Source organism: Cupriavidus pauculus (assembly GCF_003854935.1).
Taxonomy (GTDB): Bacteria; Pseudomonadota; Gammaproteobacteria; order Burkholderiales; family Burkholderiaceae; genus Cupriavidus; species Cupriavidus pauculus_C.
Map to the genome: position 1 here is coordinate 3,441,638 of NZ_CP033969.1, position 18,816 is coordinate 3,460,453.

Sequence of the window (18,816 nt, forward strand, 5' to 3'; positions counted from 1 at the left end):
GAAAAATGACAAAAATAACGGGAGCAAGAAGGTGGATCACATTGGTGCATCTTTGGGACGCTTCACCATGCACAAGTTGCCTGTCGTGACGTTATGCCTGATTGCCGCGCTGTCGGCGATGACGGCCTTCATCTGCCTGTCAGAGGCGGTCGCCCCGCGCGATACCGAATATGGCAGCGGCAAGGCCGTGTTCAAGCACTACATCGTCCAGTACGTCCGCTGACCCCTCTTCATCCGCCAGCCGAGGCCAAGCGCTCCGGCTGGCCCGCCGCGTTTCCTTTCCTGCCTCATCAACTTCTGAAGTCGTCGATGCGGCGCCGGTCGCGCTTGGTCGGCCGGCCCTGCAACTGCGCCGCCGGTTCCGGCTGCAGGCGCCGCCGGTCGGCCTCCTGCTGGCGCCGGGCCTGGCTTTCCGGCGTTTCCGCGTAGGTCGTCTGGGCGATCGGCGCCGATCCGCGCGACGCCGGCACGCCCTTGACCACCACCTCCCAGCGCTGCTCGTGGGCGTCCAGCACCACCGTGTCGCCGGGCTTTACCTCGCGCGAATTCTTGACCGGCTGGCCGTTGACCGTCACCCGCCCGCGCTCCACCGCATCGGCCGCCAGCGAGCGCGTCTTGAAGAACCGCGCGCACCACAGCCACTTGTCGATCCGCATCCGCGCATCGGCGTCGAAATCCACTTGCATCTTGCTCTCCTTCCTGCCGCCGTCAGGCCGCCGCGCCGCGCGTCTGCGCCCGCGTCCGCCGTGCCTCCAGTTCATGTGGATGCGGCAGGTCCAGCGGCCAGCCCTGCAGATGCTGCAACGCGATGTCGGCCAGCCCGGCAATCCACGGCTCCGAATCATTCAGGCACGGAATGAAATGGAAATCCTGCCCGCCGGCCACGCGGAACTCGCTCTGGCCTTCCATGGCGATTTCTTCCAGCGTCTCGATGCAGTCGGCCGGAAAGCCGGGGCAGAACACGTCCACCCGCTGCGTGCCGACCTTGCCCAGTTCCACCAGCGTCGGCGCGGTATAGGGCTGCAGCCATTCGGCCTTGCCGAAACGAGACTGGAACGTCACCTGGTACTGGCCCGGCTGGAGTCCCAGCGCCTCGCCCAGCAGCCGGCCCGTCTTCAGGCATTCGCAATGGTAGGGATCGCCCAGGTCCAGCAGCCTGCGCGGCAGGCCGTGGAAGGACAGGATCAGCCGGTCGCCGCGCGCAAAGTCGGGCAGGCCGTGCGCCGCCCAGTATTCCCGCACGCGGGCCGCCAGCGCCGCGATGTAGGCCGGGTGATCGTGGAAATGCTTGACCAGCCGCAGTTCCGGCTGGTTGCGCCAGCCGGCCAGCACGCGGAACAGTTCGTCGAACGCGGTGGCCGTGGTCGTGCCGGAGAACTGCGGATACAGCGGCAGCACCAGCACGCGCTCGGTGCCCTGCCGGCGCAGCGCCTCCATGACCGAGTCGATCGACGGATTGCCGTAGCGCATGGCGCAGGCCACGGTCACGTCGTGGCCAAGCTTGTGCAGCAGCAACTGCAGCGCGTGGGCCTGGCGCTCGGTGTGCACCAGCAGTGGCGACCCCGTCATATGGGCCTCGCGCAGCCAGATCGACTCGTACTTCATGGCCGATGCCCGCGAGCGGAACGGCAGAATCACGCCGTGCAGAATCGGCAGCCACGCCAGCCGCGGGATTTCCACCACGCGTGGGTCGGACAGGAACGCCTTCAGGTAGCGGCCCACCGCCTTGGGCGTGGGGGCGTCGGGGGTGCCGAGGTTGATCAGCAGGATTGCGGTGCGCGGCGGCTGGCCGTGCTGGTATGCCGGTTCAGGCGAAAACGTCATGGAGGTTCCGGGTCGGGTGCCGGGGCGCTGGCAACAAGTCGCATCATACGACGGGGGACGCACGCGGGCGGCCGCGAGGCGCCGCCTCGCAGGGTACAGATCCTGGCGGCGCGTCAGGAGTTCTGGCTCAGGGCGCTGGACAGCAGCCGGGCCGTGATGTCGACGATCGGGATCACCCGTTCGTAGGCCATGCGCGTGGGGCCGATCACGCCGAGCGTGCCGACGATCTGCCCATCCACCTCGTACGGCGCCGTGATCACGGCCATGTCCTCCAGCGGCACGAGCTGGCTTTCGCCGCCGATGAAGATCTGCACGCCCTGCGCGTGGCTGGACACGTCCAGCAGTTGCAGCAGGCTGGTCTTGTGCTCGAAGACATCGAACAGCCGGCGCAGCTTGTCCATGCTGGACGACAGGTCTTCCACCTCCAGCAGCCGCCGCTCGCCCGAGATGAACACCTGCTCGGTGTTGTCCTCGGCCATGGCGCTGCTGCCGGCTTCCACGGCGGCCTGCATCAGCGACGACATGTCGCGCCGCAGCGCCTGCAGCTCGCCGCGCAGGTGGTCGCGCACCGCGTCGAAGCTCATGCCCGCGTAGTGCGTGTTGAAGAAGTTGGCCGCCTCGATCAGCTGGGCCGGCGTGTAGGACAGCTCGGTCTGGATGATGCGGTTCTGGACGTCGCCCTCGGGGCTCACGATGATCAGCAGGATGCGCTTGTCCGACAACCGCATGAATTCCACCTGCCGGAACGCCTGCGCGCGCCGTGGCGTCATCACCACGCCCGCGAACCGCGACAGGTTCGACAGCGTGTGCGCCGCCGCCGTGATCATCCGCTGCGGCCCCAGCTGCTGGCTGGCCATCTGGCCCTGGATCTGGTCCTTGAGCCCGGCCAGCTCGGCGCTGAGCCCGGTCTGGCCCTCCAGCGGCCGCGCCGTGAGCATCGTGTCGACGAACAGCCGATAGCCGCGCGGCGTGGGGATGCGGCCCGCCGACGTGTGCGGGCTGGCAATGAACCCCATCTCCTCGAGGTCGGACATCACATTGCGAATGGTCGCCGGCGACAGGTCCAGACCCGAGTACTTCGACAGGGTCCGCGAGCCCACCGGCTGCCCTTCGGCGATGTACCGCTCGATCAGGGTCTTGAGAAGGGTTTTCGAACGTTCGTCCATGATGCATCGGATTTTAATCAAATCTGGCCCGTTCGGGCGCCGGCCGCACCGATCCTGCCGACGCTGGCAATGGTCATGCCGGTATGGTCTAATCCCGCCATGTCTGCCCCCTCCAAGCCCAGCGCCACGCGCGCGCCGTTCAAGACCGTCGCCCTGGTGGGCAGGCATTCGACCGCCGGTATCGAAGGCCCGCTGGAGGAACTGGCGTCCTGCATCTCCCGCAACGGCCAGGACGTGGTGTTCGAGCGCGAGACCGCCGCGGCCACCGGCCTGACCGGCTACCCGGTGCTGACGCCCGAGGAAATCGGCCGCGAGGCCGACGTGGCCGTGGTGCTGGGCGGCGACGGCACGCTGCTGGGCCTGGCCCGCCAGCTTGCCGGCCACGACGTGCCGGTGATCGGCGTGAACCACGGCCGGCTGGGCTTCATGACCGACATCCCGCTCGAAGACGTCACCCGCACGCTGCCCGAGATGCTGGCCGGCCGCTACGAGGCCGAGACCCGCATGCTGCTGGAATCGCGCGTGATCCGCGACGATGGGGTAATTTTCTCGGCGTTGGCGTTCAACGACGTGGTCGTCAACCGGTCCGGCATCTCGGGCATGGTCGAACTGGCCGTCTCGGTGGACGGCTACTTCATGTACAACCAGCGGTCCGACGGCCTGATCGTCTCCACGCCCACCGGCTCCACCGCCTACGCGCTGGCCGCCGGCGGGCCGATCCTGCATCCCACGCTGTCCGGCCTGGTGCTGGTGCCAATTGCCCCGCACGCGCTGTCCAACCGCCCGATCGTGCTGCCGCACGACGCGGAGGTGACGATCGAGGTGGCCAGCGCGCGCGATGTCAGCGTCAACTTCGACATGCAGTCGCTGGCGTCGCTGCTGCCGGGCGACCGCATCGTGGTGCGCCGCTCGGCCAAGACCGTCAACCTGCTGCATCCGGTGGGCTACAACTACTACGCCACGCTGCGCAAGAAGCTGCACTGGCACGAGTACCCCACCGAAGACAACCGGCTCTGAGCCGCCCGTATCCAACCCCTCCGCCTGACGCCCCGGTCCAAGATGCTGCGCAGCCTGTCCATCCGCGATTTCGTCATCGTCGATACGCTCGACCTCGACTTCACCGGCGGCTTCACCGTCTTCACCGGCGAGACCGGCGCGGGCAAGTCGATCCTGATCGATGCGCTGGCCCTGGTGCTGGGCGAGCGCGCCGATGCCGGTGTGGTCCGTGAAGGCGCGGCCCGGGCCGGCATCAGCGCCACGTTCCACACCCATGCCGCGCTCGACGCCTGGCTGGCCGACCGCGAACTGGCCGGCGACGACGACACCGTGCTGCTGCGCCGGACCGTCGACGCGTCGGGCCGCAGCAAGGCGTTCATCAACGGCGCCGCCGCCACGCTGGCCCAGTTGCGCGAGGTGGGCGACCAGCTCGTCGACATCCACGGCCAGCACGCGCACCAGCAACTGCTGCGCCCGGACGCCCAGCGCCAGCTGTTCGACGCCCACGCCGGGCTGACCGAGCAGGCCGGCGCCGTGGCCGAGGCGTGGCGCGCGTGGCGGGCCTGCGTCAAGCAGCGCGAGGCCGTGGAGCACCAGTCGCGCGAGATGCAGCTCGAACGCGAGCGGCTGGAATGGCAGGTGGGCGAACTCGACAAGCTGGCCCCGCAGCCGGGCGAGTGGGACGAGATCCAGTCCGAATACAACCGGCTGTCGCATGCCGCCGGCCTGATCGACGGCAGCCGCGCCGCGCTGGACGCGCTGTCCGAAGCCGACGGCGCCGTGGCGTCGGTGCTGAACGGCGTGGTGCACCGGCTGCAGCAACTGGCCGATGTCGACCCGGCGCTGCGCGACGTGCTGGCGGCGCTGGAACCGGCGCTGGTGCAGGTCGAGGAAGCCGCGCATTCGCTGAACCGCTACGTCGACCGGCTCGAACTTGATCCCGAGCGGCTGCAGGCCGTGGAGGAACGGATGCAGGCGCTGCACGCCACGGCGCGCAAGTACCGCCTGCCGCCCGAGCAGCTGGCCGACGAACTGCTGGCACGCCGGCAGCAGCTCGACGACCTGCAGGCCGCGCAGGACATCAACAAGGTGCTGGCCCGCGAGGCCGCATCGCGCGCCGCCTACCTGACGCTGGCCCAGCACCTGTCGGCCGCGCGCAAGGTGGCCGCCGACGCGCTGTCGGCCGCCGTGACCGACGCCATGCAGGGCCTGTCGATGGCCGGCGGGGCGTTCGCCGTGGCGCTGCACCCGCTGGACGAAGGCCAGAGCCACGGGCTCGAACAGGTGGAATTCCTCGTGGCCGGCCATGCCGGCGTGAGCCCGCGCCCGCTGGCGCGCGTGGCCTCCGGCGGCGAACTGGCGCGGATCAGCCTGGCGATCTCGGTGATCACCAGCGAGGCCGCGCCCACGCCGACGCTGATCTTCGACGAGGTGGATACCGGCATCGGCGGCGCGGTGGCCGAGGTGGTGGGCCGCCGGCTGCAGGAACTGGGCCGGTCGCGCCAGGTGCTGTGCGTAACCCACCTGCCCCAGGTGGCCGCGCAGGCCGGCACGCACCTGCTGGTCAGCAAGGAAAGCAAGGCCGACAAGTCGGGCGCCGTGACGCGGTCCCGCATCCGCGTGCTCGACGCCGAGGGCCGCGTCAGCGAGACGGCGCGGATGCTCGGCGGCGCCACGGTGACTGCCACAACCATGCAACATGCCGAGGAGATGCTGGCCCAGGGGCTGGCCCAGGGCGCCCGCACGGCGGCCCAGGCCGCCAATGCGCCGCGCGACGGCGGCGGCCGCAAGCCGCGCCGCGCGGCGGGCTGACACCATGCCACGGCGATCCGGAAACAGGAGTTTGAAACCGATGACACATGGCAAGCTGCCATTGCCCCGCCCCCACTGCCTGCGCCGCCTGCAGCCGCTGCACCCGGGCGTGCGCCGCGCCGCCGCCACCGCGCTGGCCGCGGTGACGCTGACCGCGCTGAGCGCCGTGTCCGGCTGCGCGTCGGAGTCGAAATCGTTCGCGCCGCCGCGCGGCAGCATCACCGACGACCGCGCCATCGGCGACATCCTCGTCCAGTTCTCGCCGCCCGAGGTGACGGTGTCCGAGGATGCCGGCAAGCTGCTGGCCGCCATCCCCGGTCCGGTGCGCTACGTGGTCAAGCGGCCGATGTCGGGCGGCACGTGGCTGGTCACCGCCATCACGGCATCGGCCGACGTGACGCTGGACCAGGCCGTGGCAACGCTGCAGGCCGCGCCGCGCGTGACCTCGGCCACGCCGGACCGCCTGCTGCGGCCCCATCGCGACCGCCCGGTCAGCCGGGACATGCCCAAGCCGTAGACGGCGGGCTGACATGACCGGAGGCACCAACCCGAGACATTGAGCACCGAGAGATCGCCCAGACGAAGTCCGATTCACCGTTCGCCGTAGCAACCGCATCACCAGAACTCCACAGGAGCAGAGATGCCGCGCCCCCAGATGAATCCCCGCCACCGGTCCCGGCTGCCCGCGCTGCTGGCCGTCGTCGGCTCGTTGCTGAGCCTGGCCCCCGCCGCGCAGGCGGACACCACGCCCACCGCGCGCCCCGCGCCGGTCTACACCGGCAACTACATCGTGCGCTGGCGCGACGGCGGCCAGTCGCTCGATACCGACGCCAGCGCCACGCGCATGAAGCGGGTGGCGTCGAACACGGGCCTGTCGCTGTCGGTCAAGCGGCCGATGGCCGGCACCATGGACCTCGTCACGGTCAAGGACAGCCGCGGCGAGACCCCCGACGCCGTGGCAAAACGGCTGCGCGACGACCCGCGCGTGGCCGACGCCGTGCCCGACCGCTGGCTGCGGCTGCACGATACGGTGCCCAACGACGCCGATTTTGCCAACCAGGTCTATATGAATGCGCCCGCCACCGTGGTCGGCGGCGCCAACCTGCCGCGCGCGTGGGACCGCTCGCGCGGCAGCACCGGCATCGTGATCGCCGTGGTCGACACGGGCTACCTGCCGCACCCTGACCTGGCGCCCCGGCTTGTGGCCGGCTACGACTTCATCTCGACGACCACGGTTTCAGCCGATGGCGACGGCCGCGACAGCGATCCGACCGATCCGGGCGACTACGTGCCGGCCGGCACGACCTGCCCCGACGGCAGCGGCGCCACCAACAGCACCTGGCATGGCACGCGCGTAGCGAGCGTGCTGGGCGCGGCGACCAACAACGTGTCGGGCATCGCCGGCGTCGACTGGAGCGCGCGGATCCAGCCGGTGCGCGTATCGGGCCGCTGCGGCGCGCTGCTGTCGGACACCGTCGACGGCATGCGCTGGGCCGGCGGCCTGGCCGTGCCGGGCGTGCCGAACAACGCCACGCCAGCGCGCGTGGTCAACGTCAGCCTGGGCGGCGGCACCTGCTCGACCATCGAGCAGCAGGCCGTCAACGACCTGAACGCGGCGGGCGTGATCGTCGTGGCCGCGGCCGGCAACTCGGCCGGCGCGGTCGAGGCCCCGGCCGACTGCTCGGGCGTGATCGCCGTGACGGCCCACGCCAACGACGGCGAGAACGCCAGCTTTGCCAACGTGGGCCCGCAGGTGGCGCTGAGCGCGCCGGGCGGCGGCTGCGGCAACTCGAAGGTCATCGTCAACAACAACGTGGCCACCGGCTGCACGGGCGGCCAGTCGTTCATCCGCACGCTGACCAACGCGGGCGCCGCCAGCCCCACCACCTACGGCATCGTCGGCTCGCAGGGCACCAGCTTTGCCGCGCCGATGGTTTCGGGCGTGGTGTCGCTGATGCTGTCGCTCAACCCGGCGCTGTCGCCGGCGCAGGTCACGCAGGTGCTCAAGGCCACGGCTCGACCGCATCCGGCCGGCACCTATTGCACAGCGAGCGGCAACACGGGCAAGTGCGGCGCCGGCCTGCTCGACGCCGACCAGGCACTGGCGGCGGCACCGAACCCGGCCACCGCCGGCGCAGCCCCCGGATCGACCGGGTCGTCGGCCGCCGACAGTGGCGGTGACGGCGGCGGCGGCGCATTCGCGCCGTGGAGCGCGGTGCTGCTGCTGGGGATTGGCTTGGCGGGATTTGTGACGCGGCGGCGGGGGTAGTCGGGGGGCTGCGGCGTGAACACGTCGCGGCTCGACGGCTGGCCCTCTCCCCCAACCCCTCTCCCGCAAGCGGGAGAGGGGAGCAAGACCGTGGGATCGGGCAATTCCTCAAGTACAGATTGTTGTCTCCCCTCTCCCGCATCGCGGGAGAGGGGCCGGGGGTGAGGGCCGGCGCCTCATCCCCTGTCAACGCATCAATCCCGCCGCCCCCGCTGCCCCCACCACTCCTGCAGCAGCCAGCAAGCCAGCCCCGCCACCGCCCCCGCCGCATGGGCGCCGCGCACGACGCCGAAGCCCCATGACGGGTCGAAAACGATGGCCGCGAGCCACGACTGTTCGATCCACACCTTGCCCAGCACGATCACGCACGTAACCACGCCGATCAGCCGTGACCAGCCGGGGACGGGCAGCAGCCGCAGCGCTGTCCACAGCGCCAGGCCGTGGGCGGCGCCGGACAGCCCCCCGTACCAGCCGACCGCCGGCATCCGCAGCAGCGCCACCTGGGCGGCCACGCCGCAGATCAGCAGCACCGTCACCATCTCGCGCACGCGCGTCACGCGGCCGGCCAGCAGCAGCAGCCCGGCCGTCGCGGCCACGTCGGCCAGGTAGTGTTGCCAGCCAAGATGAACCCACATCGCCGTGACCAGCCGCCACCACTGGTGGTCCAGCCGCACGGCGTCGCGCACGTACAGGCCGTGCGCATGCATCCATGGGACGAACGAAAACAGCGCGGCCACCGCCGCCATGCCGGCCACCGTGGCCAGCATGGCCGGCCAGCCGGGCAGGCGCGCCGGCGGCAGGACGGCGGGCACAGGTTCGGGCGGTCGCTCTGGCGGCACGACGGGCACGGCGCGCGTCACCCCTGCCCGAACACGGCGTGCCAGAGCGCGCGCACCGATGCGGCCTGCTCGGCCACGCTGTCCGGCGCCACGCGCGCCTGGTCCTGGCCGTCCAGCCGCAGCTTGTGCTGGCGCGCGCGGAACAGCCGGTAGGCGTCGCCGACGGCCAGCCCCAGCCCGGCGTCGATCAGGTTCAGCACGCCGGCCATCCGCAGCAGCGCGATGTTGCCCGCGTTGCGCGTCAGCTCCGGGTGGGCGCCGCTGTGCAGCAGCACCAGGTACTGCACCGTGAACTCGATGTCGACCATGCCGCCCCGGTCGTGCTTGAGATCGAACAGCGCGGTCGGGTTCGGATGCCCCTCCGCCACCTTGGCCCGCATCTGGGCGATTTCCTCGCGCAGCGCCACGGCGTCGCGCGGCTGGCGCAGGATCTCGTCGCGCAAGTCCTCGAACCGGTTGCCGATCTCGCGGTCGCCGGCGCAGAAGCGCGCGCGTGTGAGCGCCTGGTGCTCCCAGACCCACGCCGTGTTGTCGCCCTCGCGCAGCTGGTAGCGGCGGAACGCGTCGAAGCTGGTCACCAGCAGCCCGGCCGCGCCATTGGGCCGCAGCCGCGTGTCCACGTCGAACAGCATGCCGGCCGCCGTATGGCTCGTGAGCCAGGTGATCAGCCGGCGCGCATAGGCGGCGTAGACGTCGGGCGCCCGCTCGTGGTCGTCGTCGTAGAGAAAGATCAGGTCCAGGTCCGACGCGTAGCCCAGTTCCTTGCCGCCCAGCCGGCCGTAGGCGATCACCGCGAAGCGCGGCGTCTCGCAGTGGCGCGTGGCCAGCTGGCGCCAGACCGCCTGCATCGTGACTTCCAGCATCGCGTCGGCCAGGTCCGACAGGCGGTCGGCCACCTGCTCGACGGTCAGCATGCCTTGCAGGTCCTGCAGCAGGATGCGGAAAATCTCGGCATGGTGCTCGCGGCGCAGGATGTCCATCTGCGTCTCGACCTGTCCGTCCGACGCCTGCAGCCGCTCCGCCAGCCGCTGGCGGAAGCCGGGCCAGTCCGGCGCGCTGGCCAGCGCGTCGCTGTCCAGCAGTTCATCCAGCAGTTGCGGATGGCGCGTCAGGTAGGTGGCCGCCCAGCGCGACGCGTGCAGCGTCTGCGCCACGCGGTCCATGGCCTGCGGATACTCGGACAGCAGCGACAGGTACGACGCGCGCCGGCTGATCGCATCCAGAAAGTCCAGGAAGCGGGCGATGGTGGCGTCGGCGTCGTCCTGGCGCGCGGCCAGGTCCAGCGCGCGGTTGACCAGCAGGTCGAAGCGCCCACGGCTGGTTTCCGACAGCGCGCGGTAGCGCAGCGACGTGCCGATGGCGCGCAGGCGGTCGTACAGGCCGGTGCAGTCGGCAAACCCGGCGGCCTGCAGCGCCTGGCACGGCGACGACTGCGGATCGGTCTCGTCCTCGTCGCCGGGGTTGGCCTGCGTGGCGCGCGACGCCATTTCCTCGCGCACCAGCGCCGGCCAGAGCGGCTCGCTTTGCCCCGACTCGCCATCGGCGAACGGATCGGCAAAGGTGGCCTCGAACTGCTGCGCCACCGGCGCCATCAGCGCCGACATCTGCGCGGCCAGCGCGTCCCAGTCGGCGCAGCCCATCATCTCGGCCACGGCCTGGCGCTCGTCGTCGGACGTCGGCAGGTGGTGCGTCTGGGCGTCGTCGCGGTACTGCAGCCGGTGTTCCAGTTGCCGCAGGAAGCGGTAGGCATCGGCCAGCTGCTCGGCCTGGCCGGCTGGCAGCAGGTTGCGCGCCACGGCCACGTCCAGCACTTCCAGCGTGGGCCGCACGCGCAGCGCCGGGTCCTGGCCGCCGCGGATCAGCTGGAATACCTGCGCCATGAACTCGATCTCGCGGATGCCGCCGCGCCCGAGCTTGATATTGAACGAGCGCTGGTTCACGCCGTGCCCGGCCAGCCCGCCGCTACGCTTGGCCGCTTCCGCGCGGATCTGCGCGTGCAGCGAGCGGATGGCGGCAATCACGCCATAGTCCAGGTAGCGGCGGAACACGAACGGCGTGGTCATGCGGCCCAGCAGCGCGGCGGCACGCTGGGCGTGCGGCGTGTCGACGGCCGACACCACGCGGCCCTTGATCCAGGCGTAGCGCTCCCATTCGCGGCCCTGCACCACCAGGTATTCCTCCAGCATCCCAAAGCTGCAGACCAGCGGGCCGGCATCGCCATTGGGCCGCAGCCGCATGTCCACGCGGAACACGTAGCCGTCGCCGGTGACTTCCGACAGCAGCGTAATCAGCCGCCGGCCCAGCCGGATGAAGTATTCGTGGTTCGACAGGCTGCGCGACCCGCCCTGGGTGTCGCCGTCCTCGTCATACAGAAAGATCAGGTCGATGTCGGACGACACGTTCAGCTCGCGCCCGCCGAGCTTGCCCATGCCCACCACCACCAGTTCCTGCACCTCGCCGCCCTGCGCGCCCGTGGGGCGGCCATAGGTGGCGGCCAGGTCGTCGCCCAGCACGCGCAGGCCGTACTGGATGGCCAGTTCGGCCAGGTCGGTCATCGCGCCGGTGATCTCGGCCAGCGTGGCCAGCCCGCGCAGGTCGCGCTCGATGACCGTGCACATCACCTCGGCGCGCAGCCGGCGCAGCGCCTGGCCGGCGGCGGCCTCGGCGTCGGCCGACGGCGCGTGCAGCGCCTGCAGGCGCGCTTCCATCCAGTCGCGGGTGATGGGGCCCACGGCGGCGTCCGCCACGATGGCCGGCAGCCCGGGCCGCGCGGCCAGCACGCGGCGCGCGTAATGCGAGTACGCCGCCGAGTACAATGTGTGGCCCTCGCAGTCGGCGGGGGTCAGTCCCTGCGCCGTCATCGTGGCAAAGGCCCCGTGGGCCATGTTGCCGAGCGGTCCGGCGGCGCCCGCCGAGGCTGGCAGCGAAGTGGTGCCGGCGCCATCCATCGGGTGCTGCGGGCCGGTCGATGCCGGGGCGGTGCCCGCGGCGGAACTCGTCGGATCAGGGACAGTCATTCCAGTTACGTTGCAATTGGGCAGGCGCCGGGGAACCGCCGTGGCGCTTGCACGCACCACTTTGGAGAGCGGCTAGTATTGTCGGATAATCTGCGCATGTCCAGCCGCTCCACCGCCCCCGACGACGGTTCCACAGCCCCACGCGCGGGCGGTGACCGCACCGCGCCGGCCGCCGCTTCCGTCGCGCCCCCGGTGGCCGCTTCCCAAGTCCCGCATCCGCACGTCCCCGGCCGTGGCCGCCGGGCGCTGGCGCACGTCCGGCGCTGGCCGCGCGCCGTCTGGGACGGCCTGGGCACGCTGGCGCGGCATCCCGCCTGGCGGCGGCTCTGGCGCATGCTCGCCCGCATCGTCGCGGTGCTGGCCGCGCTGGCCGTCGTCGCCGTCCTGCTGATCCGCTTCGTGCTCTGGCCACAGGCCCATGCCGCGCGGCAGTGGCTGGAACGCCAGGGTTCGGCCGCGCTGTCGGCCCAGCTCACGATCGGCCAGCTCGACACCTACTGGGACGGCTGGCATCCCGCGTTCCGCGCCAGCAACGTGCAGGCCGTGGACGACCAGCGCCGCATGCTGCTGTCGACGGCCACGCTGGAAGGCCGGCTGTCGTGGCAGTCGGTGCCCGCGCTGGCGCTGCAGTTCGCCAGCCTGACCGCCGACCGCGCCGACGTGCTGGTGCGCCGCACGCCGGCCGGCCGGGTGCTGGTGGCCGGCATGCCGATCGAGGCGTCGCAGCAGTCGACCGACAACGACCCGTTCCTGAACTGGCTGCTGTCGCAGGGCCGCATCGAACTCAAGAGCGGCAACCTGCGCTGGCTCGACGAGAAAGCCGGCCTGCCACAGCTTGAAGTGGCCGACATCCACTTCCTGGCCAGCCGCCACGGCGCCCAGCACACGGTGCGGCTCGATGCCAGCAGCACGTCGCTGGCGCCCCAGCCGCTGGTATTCCAGGCCAGCCTGCGGCACGACTACCTGTACGGCGCCGGCAACTGGCAGCACTGGACCGGCCAGGCCAACTGGGCCTTCAACCAGTTGCAGTTGCCCGTGGTGCAGCGCTACCTGGCCATCTTCGATCGCGTCGACAGCGGCGTGTTCAGCACCGACGGCACCATCGACTTCCGCGGCGGACACGTGCTGCGCAGCCAGACCCGGCTGCGCGCCAGCGGCGTGGACCTGCGGCTGACCGGCGCGCCGGAGCCGCTGAAGCTGGCCAACGCGCAGGCGCTGCTGCTGCACAAGGGCGACCGCAACGGCAACCATTCGCTGACCATCGACACGCTGCTGTGGCAGGCCGAGCCCCAGGCCGGCCCGCCGTCCGCCACCGATCCGTCGTGGCGCGAAGGCATGCGCAAGGTGACCGTGGACTGGGCGCGCGACAACGACGGCCAGCTCCGCAAGTTCGCGCTGCGGGCGCCGACGTTCGACCTGAACACGGTGCGCGCGCTGGCCACGTCGCTGCCGATCGACACGGCCGTGCTGCGCCAGCTACGCGCGCTGCAGCCGGCCGGCCATATCGACAACCTCGACGTGGCATGGGCCCGCGAGCGCGCCGGGCTGCTGGCGCGCGCGCCCGGCACGCCGCACTACACGGTGCAGGGCACGCTGCGCGGGGTATCGGTCAACAGCCAGCCGGCCGTGCCGGCCGTGGGCCCGGACGGCAAGCCGCACACCGGCACGCCCGGCTTTACCCGGCTGTCCGGCAATTTCAGCTTCGATGACCGCCAGGGCAGCGCGCGCGTGGACAGCACCGGCGCCACGCTGAGCTTTCCGGGCGTGTTCGACGACCCGCTGGTGCCGTTCGACGAACTGCGCGGCGAGGTGCGCTGGCGCCGCGACAACGGCAAGCTCGTGGTCACCACCGACGGCATCCGCTTTGCCAATGCCGACACGGCCGGCACCGTGCGCGGCAACTGGCGCGAGGGCGGCGACGGCCACAGCGGCATCGCCGACCTGTCCGGCGAGCTGGACCGCGCGCTGGCGCACCGCGTGCCGCGCTACCTGCCGTCGACGATGCCGGCCACGCGCCACTACCTGGAAGGCGCGCTGGTGGGCGGCGAAGCCTACAACGTCAAGTTCCTGGTCAAGGGCGACCTGTACCACTTTCCGTTCCACCCGCCGTTCGCCAAGGCCGGCGACTTCCGCGTGGAAGTGCCGATCCGCAACGTCAGCTACCAGATCGCCCCGCACGAGACCGGCCCCAACGTGGGCGGCGCGGCCAATGGCACCGGCAACGGCACCGGCAATGGCAATGGCCCCCCCGGCATGGCGTGGCCCGATTTCACCGACATCTCCGGCACGCTGCTGTTCGAGCGCAGCACGATGTCGTTCCAGGCAAAGCAGGCCGGCGTGCGCGGCATCCCCGGCATCGTGCTGCGCGACGTCAACGGCCAGATCGACGACCTGAGCGACCACGGCCACCTGATGGTCGATGGCGGCGCCACCGGGCCCGTGCAGGGCTTCCTGCGCTACGTCGCGGCCACCCCGGTCAAGGGCTGGACCGGCAACGTCACCGAAGCCGCGCACGCGCCCGGCCAGGGCGAGCTGCGGCTCAAGCTGGACCTGCCGCTGAGCCACGCGGCGGGCGCCAAGGTCAACGGCGAGTTCCGCTTTCCCGGCAACGACGTGACGCTGATGCCCGAGCTGCCCACGCTGTTCGGCGCCACCGGCGCGGTGGCCTTCGACGAGCATGGCTTCCAGCTCCACAACGTGCGCGGCCGCTTTGTCGGCGGCGAGACGCGCATCACGGGCGGCACCCAGCCGGACGGCACGACGCGCGTGGCGATTGGCGGCACGGCCACGGCGCAGGGCCTGCGCGATGCGCTGGGCGCCGGCGCCGGCGGGCTGGGCGCCCGGATCGACGGCACCACGCCCTACACGGCCGTGGTGGGCGTGCGCGACAAGCGCCTGCAGGTGCAGGTGGCGTCCGACCTCAACGGGCTGGCGCTGAACCTGCCCGCCCCGCTGGGCAAGCCGGCCGGGCAGGACCTGCCGCTGCGTTTCGACCTGCGGCCATCGGCCAGCCGGCCCGCGCTGGACGACATGACGATCCAGGCCGGCAACGTCGCCAGCGTGCGCTACGTGCTGCGTCGGGGCGAGACGACCGACGTGGTGTCGGGCGGCATCGGCATCGGCCAGCCCGCGCCGCAGCCGGCCAGCGGCGTGACCGCCGCGATCACGGCCGACAAGCTCGACCTTGACGGCTGGCGCATGGTGCTCGACACGGGTTCGGGCGAGCGCAAGCCTGCCGATACGGTCGACCGCTCGTCGCCGTTCCTGCCCGAGCGCGTGGGCGTGCGCGCGCGGACGCTGGACGCGTTCGGCCGCAGCCTGGACGACGTGTCGATCGACGCCGCCCGCGAGGCCGCCGGCTGGAACCTGCAGATGGCGTCGCGCCAGATCACCGGCAACGGCCAGTGGCGCCGCGACAGCAGCAACCCCACCGGCGCGCTGACGGTGCGGCTGTCGCACCTGGACATCCCCGAGGCCACCGACGACGGCCACGCGGCCGAGGCCATCACGCGCAGCGTCGAGGAGATGCCGGCGCTGGACCTGGTGGTCGACCGCTTCGTGCTGCACGGCCGCGACTTCGGCAAGCTGGCGGTCAAGGCCCACACCAGCCATACCGACAACCAGCCGGTCTGGACGCTGGACAGCCTGAGCATCGAGCAGCCCGGCGCCACGCTGACCGGCAGCGGTAGCTGGCGCCTGCCGCGCCGGCTGCGCGAGGCCGCCGCGCAGGGCAATGTGTCGCCCACGGAAGGCCGCCGCACGCTGCTGAACTTCAAGCTCGACATCCGCAACGCCGGCGACGTGCTGGACCGCTTTGGCCTGCCGCACACCGTGCGCGACGGCAACGGCGCGCTGGAAGGCCGCATCGCGTGGCGCGGGTCGCCCATGTCGATCGACTACCCGACGCTGTCCGGCCGGCTGAACCTGAAGCTGGAAAACGGCCAGATCCTCAGCGTGGAGCCGGGCGCCGCGCGACTGCTGGGCGTGCTGAGCCTGCAGAGCCTGCTGCGCTTTGCCACGCTGGACTTCCGGTCGCTGTCGAGCAAGGGCCTGGTGTTCGACGACATCAGCGGGTCGGGCACGATCGAGAACGGCGTGGGCAAGATCGACGAGTTCCGCTTCAAGAGCAGCCAGGTGATGGCGTCGATGACCGGCACGGCCGACCTGCTGCGCGAGACGCAGGACGTGCAGGTGGACGTGGTGCCGCGCATCAACGCCACCACCACGTCGGTGGCGGCCGCGTTCATCAACCCGGTGCTCGGCATCGGCACGCTGGCCGCGCAGTTGCTGTTCGCCGACGAGTTCTCGAAGGTGTTCACCCAGCACTACCACGTGAGCGGATCGTGGGCCGACCCCAAGGTCAGCAAAGTGGAGGACAATAAGTCGCGCCCGGCGCCGGTGCAGGACCGCTCCAGCGTGTTCCCGCGCTGATCGCCCCGCCCCCGCGCCCCCGCCCCACCCGCCGAGAAAGGAAGCCACGATGACCGCAGCCCATCCGTTCCGCGTCGCCGCCATCCAGACCGTGACGGGCACGTCGCTCGACGACAACCTCGCGCGCGCCGACGCGCTGATCGCCGATGCCGCGCGCGGCGGCGCCGAGCTGGTGCTGCTGCCCGAGTACTTCTGCATGATGGGCCGGCATGAATCGGACAAGGTGGCCATCCGCGAGCGCGACGGCGACGGGCCCGTGCAGCGCTTTCTGGCCGACGCGGCCCGCCGGCACCGGCTGTGGCTGGTGGGCGGCACGCTGCCGATGTGGTGCGGCGACGACAACCGCGTCTACAACAGCTCGCTGGCATTCGACCCGCACGGTGAACGCGTGGCCCGCTACGACAAGATTCACCTGTTCGGCTTTACCAAGGGCGAGGAAAACTTCGACGAGTCGCGCACCATCCTGGCCGGCAAGACGCCCGTGACGTTCGAGGCGCCCTGCGGCCGCGTGGCGATGTCGGTCTGCTACGACCTGCGCTTTCCCGAGCTGTACCGGGGGCTGGCGCGCGGCGCCAACGGCGTGAGCTTGATTCTGATGCCGGCCGCCTTCACCTACACCACCGGGCAGGCCCACTGGGAAATCCTGCTGCGCGCCCGCGCCATCGAGAACCAGTGTTATGTGCTGGCGGCGGCACAGGGCGGGCGGCACGAGAATGGCCGGCGCACGTGGGGCCATTCGATGCTGGTGGACCCATGGGGCGAGCTGATGGGCGTGCTGCCCGAGGGCGAGGGCGTGGTGTCGGGCCTGGTGGACCCGGCGCGGCTGGCCGAGGTGCGTCAGAACCTGCCGGCGCTGCGGCATCGCGTGCTGTAGCATGCAGGGCATTACCGTTTGCTTTTCGCCATGGCCGCGCGCCGTGGCGCTTCAAGACCAAGGACAATCATGAACGCCGGAGATCTCGGAATTCGCAACCTGGCCACGGCGCAAGAGCTGCTGCTGGCGCCCTACGGCCTGGACGAGGCGGCGCTCCAGCGCGTGCTGGCCGACGTCTTCACGCACAAGGTGGACTACGCCGACCTTTACTTCCAGCACACGCGCAACGAGGCGTGGAGCCTGGAGGAAGGCATCGTCAAGTCGGGCAGCTTCAGCATCGACCAGGGCGTGGGTGTGCGCGCCGTGTCGGGCGACCGCACCGCCTTTGCCTATTCCGACGACATCAGCCTGGCCGCGCTGTCGCAGGCCGCGGCGGCCACCCGCACGATCGGCCGCGCCGGCAGCGGGCGTGTCAAGGTGGCCAGCGCGATGGCGTCGCAGGGCGGGCGCAGCCTGTACGCCCCGAACGATCCGCTGGATTCGATGACGGCCACCGAGAAGGTGGCGCTGCTGGAAAAGATCGAGAAGATGGCCCGCGCCAAGGACCCGCGCGTGGTGCAGGTCATGGCCGGGCTGGCCGGCGAGTACGACGTGGTGCTGGTGGCGCGCAGCGACGGCATCATCGCGGCCGACGTCCGCCCGCTGGTGCGCGTGTCGGTGACGGTCATCGCCGAGCAGAACGGCCGGCGCGAGATTGGCTCGTCGGGCGGCGGCGGCCGCTACGCCTACGGCTATTTCACCGACGACCTGCTGCGCAAGTACGTGGACGAAGCCGTGGCATCGGCGCTGGTCAACCTGGAGGCGCGCCCCGCCCCGGCCGGCGCGATGACCGTGGTGCTGGGCCCGGGCTGGCCCGGCGTGCTGCTGCACGAGGCGGTGGGCCACGGCCTGGAGGGGGATTTCAACCGCAAGGGTTCGTCGGCGTTCGCCGGCCGCATGGGCGAGCGCGTGGCCGCCAAGGGCGTGACCGTGGTGGACGACGGCACGATCGAGAACCGCCGCGGATCGCTGAACCTTGACGACGAGGGCAACCCGACCCAGTGCACGACGCTGATCGAGGACGGCATCCTGACCGGCTACATCCAGGACACGCTCAACGCGCGCCTGATGAAGATGCCGGTCACCGGCAACGCCCGCCGCGAAAGCTACGCCGCGCTGCCGATGCCGCGCATGACCAACACGTACATGCTCAACGGCGACCGCGACCCGCAGGAAATCATCGCCAGCGTCAAGCGCGGCCTCTACGCCGTGAACTTCGGCGGCGGCCAGGTGGACATCACCAACGGCAAGTTCGTGTTCTCGGCCAGCGAGGCGTACATGATCGAGGACGGCAAGATCACGTACCCGGTCAAGGGCGCCACGCTGGTGGGCAACGGCCCGGAATCGCTCAAGGACGTGACGATGATCGGCAACGACATGCGCCTGGATTCGGGCGTAGGCGTCTGCGGCAAGGAAGGACAGAGCGTACCCGTGGGCGTGGGCCAGCCGACGCTGCGCATCGAAAACATGACGGTGGGCGGCACGGCCTGATGGGTTGACGTCTTTCTCCCCTCTCCCGCGCGGGAGAGGGGAGCACACCGGACGGCCT

13 protein-coding genes are annotated in these 18,816 nt (G+C 71.0%); 8 read left to right on the forward strand and 5 right to left on the reverse strand.

Annotated elements, in window-relative coordinates:
- Positions 1-67 precede the first annotated feature (67 nt).
- On the forward strand, positions 68-223 hold the full coding sequence (locus EHF44_RS28400) for a hypothetical protein (protein WP_172966083.1): 156 nt from the start codon (positions 68-70) through the stop codon (positions 221-223).
- Positions 224-290: 67 nt separating this feature from the next.
- On the opposite strand, the gene EHF44_RS17360 is transcribed toward EHF44_RS28400, so the two are convergent.
- The 3 genes from EHF44_RS17360 to hrcA all read right to left on the reverse strand — a co-directional run bounded on the left by EHF44_RS17360 (position 291) and on the right by hrcA (position 2,990).
- Positions 291-686 carry an RNA-binding S4 domain-containing protein gene (locus EHF44_RS17360; protein ID WP_124684800.1) on the reverse strand — a complete coding sequence of 132 codons (396 nt, stop codon included), beginning with the start codon at positions 684-686 and terminating at the stop codon, positions 291-293.
- Between the two features lie 22 nt (positions 687-708).
- Positions 709-1,824, reverse strand: coding sequence for a ferrochelatase (hemH, locus tag EHF44_RS17365; protein ID WP_124684801.1), 1,116 nt, complete (start codon positions 1,822-1,824; stop codon positions 709-711).
- A 113-nt stretch (positions 1,825-1,937) separates the two neighbouring features.
- A complete protein-coding gene (gene hrcA, locus EHF44_RS17370) occupies positions 1,938-2,990 on the reverse strand; it encodes a heat-inducible transcriptional repressor HrcA (RefSeq protein WP_124684802.1) in 1,053 nt (350 codons plus the stop codon).
- 99 nt (positions 2,991-3,089) lie between these two features.
- On the opposite strand from hrcA, the gene EHF44_RS17375 reads away from it, so the two are divergent.
- From EHF44_RS17375 to mprA, 4 genes are all read left to right on the forward strand, one after another.
- Entirely contained in the window at positions 3,090-4,007 is a 918-nt protein-coding gene (locus tag EHF44_RS17375) for an NAD kinase (RefSeq protein WP_124684803.1), read from the forward strand.
- Between the two features lie 42 nt (positions 4,008-4,049).
- A complete protein-coding gene (recN, locus tag EHF44_RS17380) occupies positions 4,050-5,798 on the forward strand; it encodes a DNA repair protein RecN (RefSeq protein ID WP_124684804.1) in 1,749 nt (582 codons plus the stop codon).
- 40 nt (positions 5,799-5,838) lie between these two features.
- Positions 5,839-6,315, forward strand: coding sequence for a hypothetical protein (locus EHF44_RS17385; RefSeq protein WP_253699915.1), 477 nt, complete (start codon positions 5,839-5,841; stop codon positions 6,313-6,315).
- A gap of 123 nt (positions 6,316-6,438) precedes the next feature.
- Positions 6,439-8,067, forward strand: a complete 1,629-nt coding sequence (gene mprA, locus EHF44_RS17390; RefSeq protein ID WP_253699917.1) for an MprA protease, GlyGly-CTERM protein-sorting domain-containing form — start codon at positions 6,439-6,441, stop codon at positions 8,065-8,067.
- Positions 8,068-8,261: 194 nt separating this feature from the next.
- Here mprA and rrtA read toward each other — a convergent pair whose 3' ends face one another.
- Positions 8,262-8,834 (reverse strand): rhombosortase, encoded by a 573-nt coding sequence (gene rrtA / locus EHF44_RS17395; protein WP_124685161.1) that lies wholly within the window; start codon positions 8,832-8,834, stop codon positions 8,262-8,264.
- An 89-nt stretch (positions 8,835-8,923) separates the two neighbouring features.
- On the reverse strand, positions 8,924-11,923 hold the full coding sequence (glnE, locus tag EHF44_RS17400; RefSeq protein ID WP_124684805.1) for a bifunctional [glutamate--ammonia ligase]-adenylyl-L-tyrosine phosphorylase/[glutamate--ammonia-ligase] adenylyltransferase: 3,000 nt from the start codon (positions 11,921-11,923) through the stop codon (positions 8,924-8,926).
- Between the two features lie 96 nt (positions 11,924-12,019).
- On the opposite strand from glnE, the gene EHF44_RS17405 reads away from it, so the two are divergent.
- The 3 genes from EHF44_RS17405 to tldD all read left to right on the forward strand — a co-directional run bounded on the left by EHF44_RS17405 (position 12,020) and on the right by tldD (position 18,758).
- Positions 12,020-16,354, forward strand: a complete 4,335-nt coding sequence (locus EHF44_RS17405) for a YhdP family protein (protein WP_124684806.1) — start codon at positions 12,020-12,022, stop codon at positions 16,352-16,354.
- A gap of 49 nt (positions 16,355-16,403) precedes the next feature.
- Complete coding sequence (locus EHF44_RS17410) at positions 16,404-17,228, forward strand: carbon-nitrogen hydrolase family protein (RefSeq protein WP_124684807.1); 825 nt, start codon at positions 16,404-16,406, stop codon at positions 17,226-17,228.
- 69 nt (positions 17,229-17,297) lie between these two features.
- Entirely contained in the window at positions 17,298-18,758 is a 1,461-nt protein-coding gene (tldD, locus tag EHF44_RS17415) for a metalloprotease TldD (protein WP_124684808.1), read from the forward strand.
- Positions 18,759-18,816: the final 58 nt, after the last annotated feature.

What these genes read in the sequence shown, in the direction of transcription:
- EHF44_RS28400 (WP_172966083.1), top strand. Translation starts at nt 68, where the DNA reads ATGCACAAGTTGCCTGTCGTGACGTTATGCCTGATTGCCGCGCTGTCG.
- EHF44_RS17360 (WP_124684800.1), bottom strand. Translation starts at nt 686, where the DNA reads ATGCAAGTGGATTTCGACGCCGATGCGCGGATGCGGATCGACAAGTGG.
- hemH (WP_124684801.1), bottom strand. Translation starts at nt 1,824, where the DNA reads ATGACGTTTTCGCCTGAACCGGCATACCAGCACGGCCAGCCGCCGCGC.
- hrcA (WP_124684802.1), bottom strand. Translation starts at nt 2,990, where the DNA reads ATGGACGAACGTTCGAAAACCCTTCTCAAGACCCTGATCGAGCGGTAC.
- EHF44_RS17375 (WP_124684803.1), top strand. Translation starts at nt 3,090, where the DNA reads ATGTCTGCCCCCTCCAAGCCCAGCGCCACGCGCGCGCCGTTCAAGACC.
- recN (WP_124684804.1), top strand. Translation starts at nt 4,050, where the DNA reads ATGCTGCGCAGCCTGTCCATCCGCGATTTCGTCATCGTCGATACGCTC.
- EHF44_RS17385 (WP_253699915.1), top strand. Translation starts at nt 5,839, where the DNA reads ATGACACATGGCAAGCTGCCATTGCCCCGCCCCCACTGCCTGCGCCGC.
- mprA (WP_253699917.1), top strand. Translation starts at nt 6,439, where the DNA reads ATGCCGCGCCCCCAGATGAATCCCCGCCACCGGTCCCGGCTGCCCGCG.
- rrtA (WP_124685161.1), bottom strand. Translation starts at nt 8,834, where the DNA reads ATGCTGGCCACGGTGGCCGGCATGGCGGCGGTGGCCGCGCTGTTTTCG.
- glnE (WP_124684805.1), bottom strand. Translation starts at nt 11,923, where the DNA reads ATGACTGTCCCTGATCCGACGAGTTCCGCCGCGGGCACCGCCCCGGCA.
- EHF44_RS17405 (WP_124684806.1), top strand. Translation starts at nt 12,020, where the DNA reads ATGTCCAGCCGCTCCACCGCCCCCGACGACGGTTCCACAGCCCCACGC.
- EHF44_RS17410 (WP_124684807.1), top strand. Translation starts at nt 16,404, where the DNA reads ATGACCGCAGCCCATCCGTTCCGCGTCGCCGCCATCCAGACCGTGACG.
- tldD (WP_124684808.1), top strand. Translation starts at nt 17,298, where the DNA reads ATGAACGCCGGAGATCTCGGAATTCGCAACCTGGCCACGGCGCAAGAG.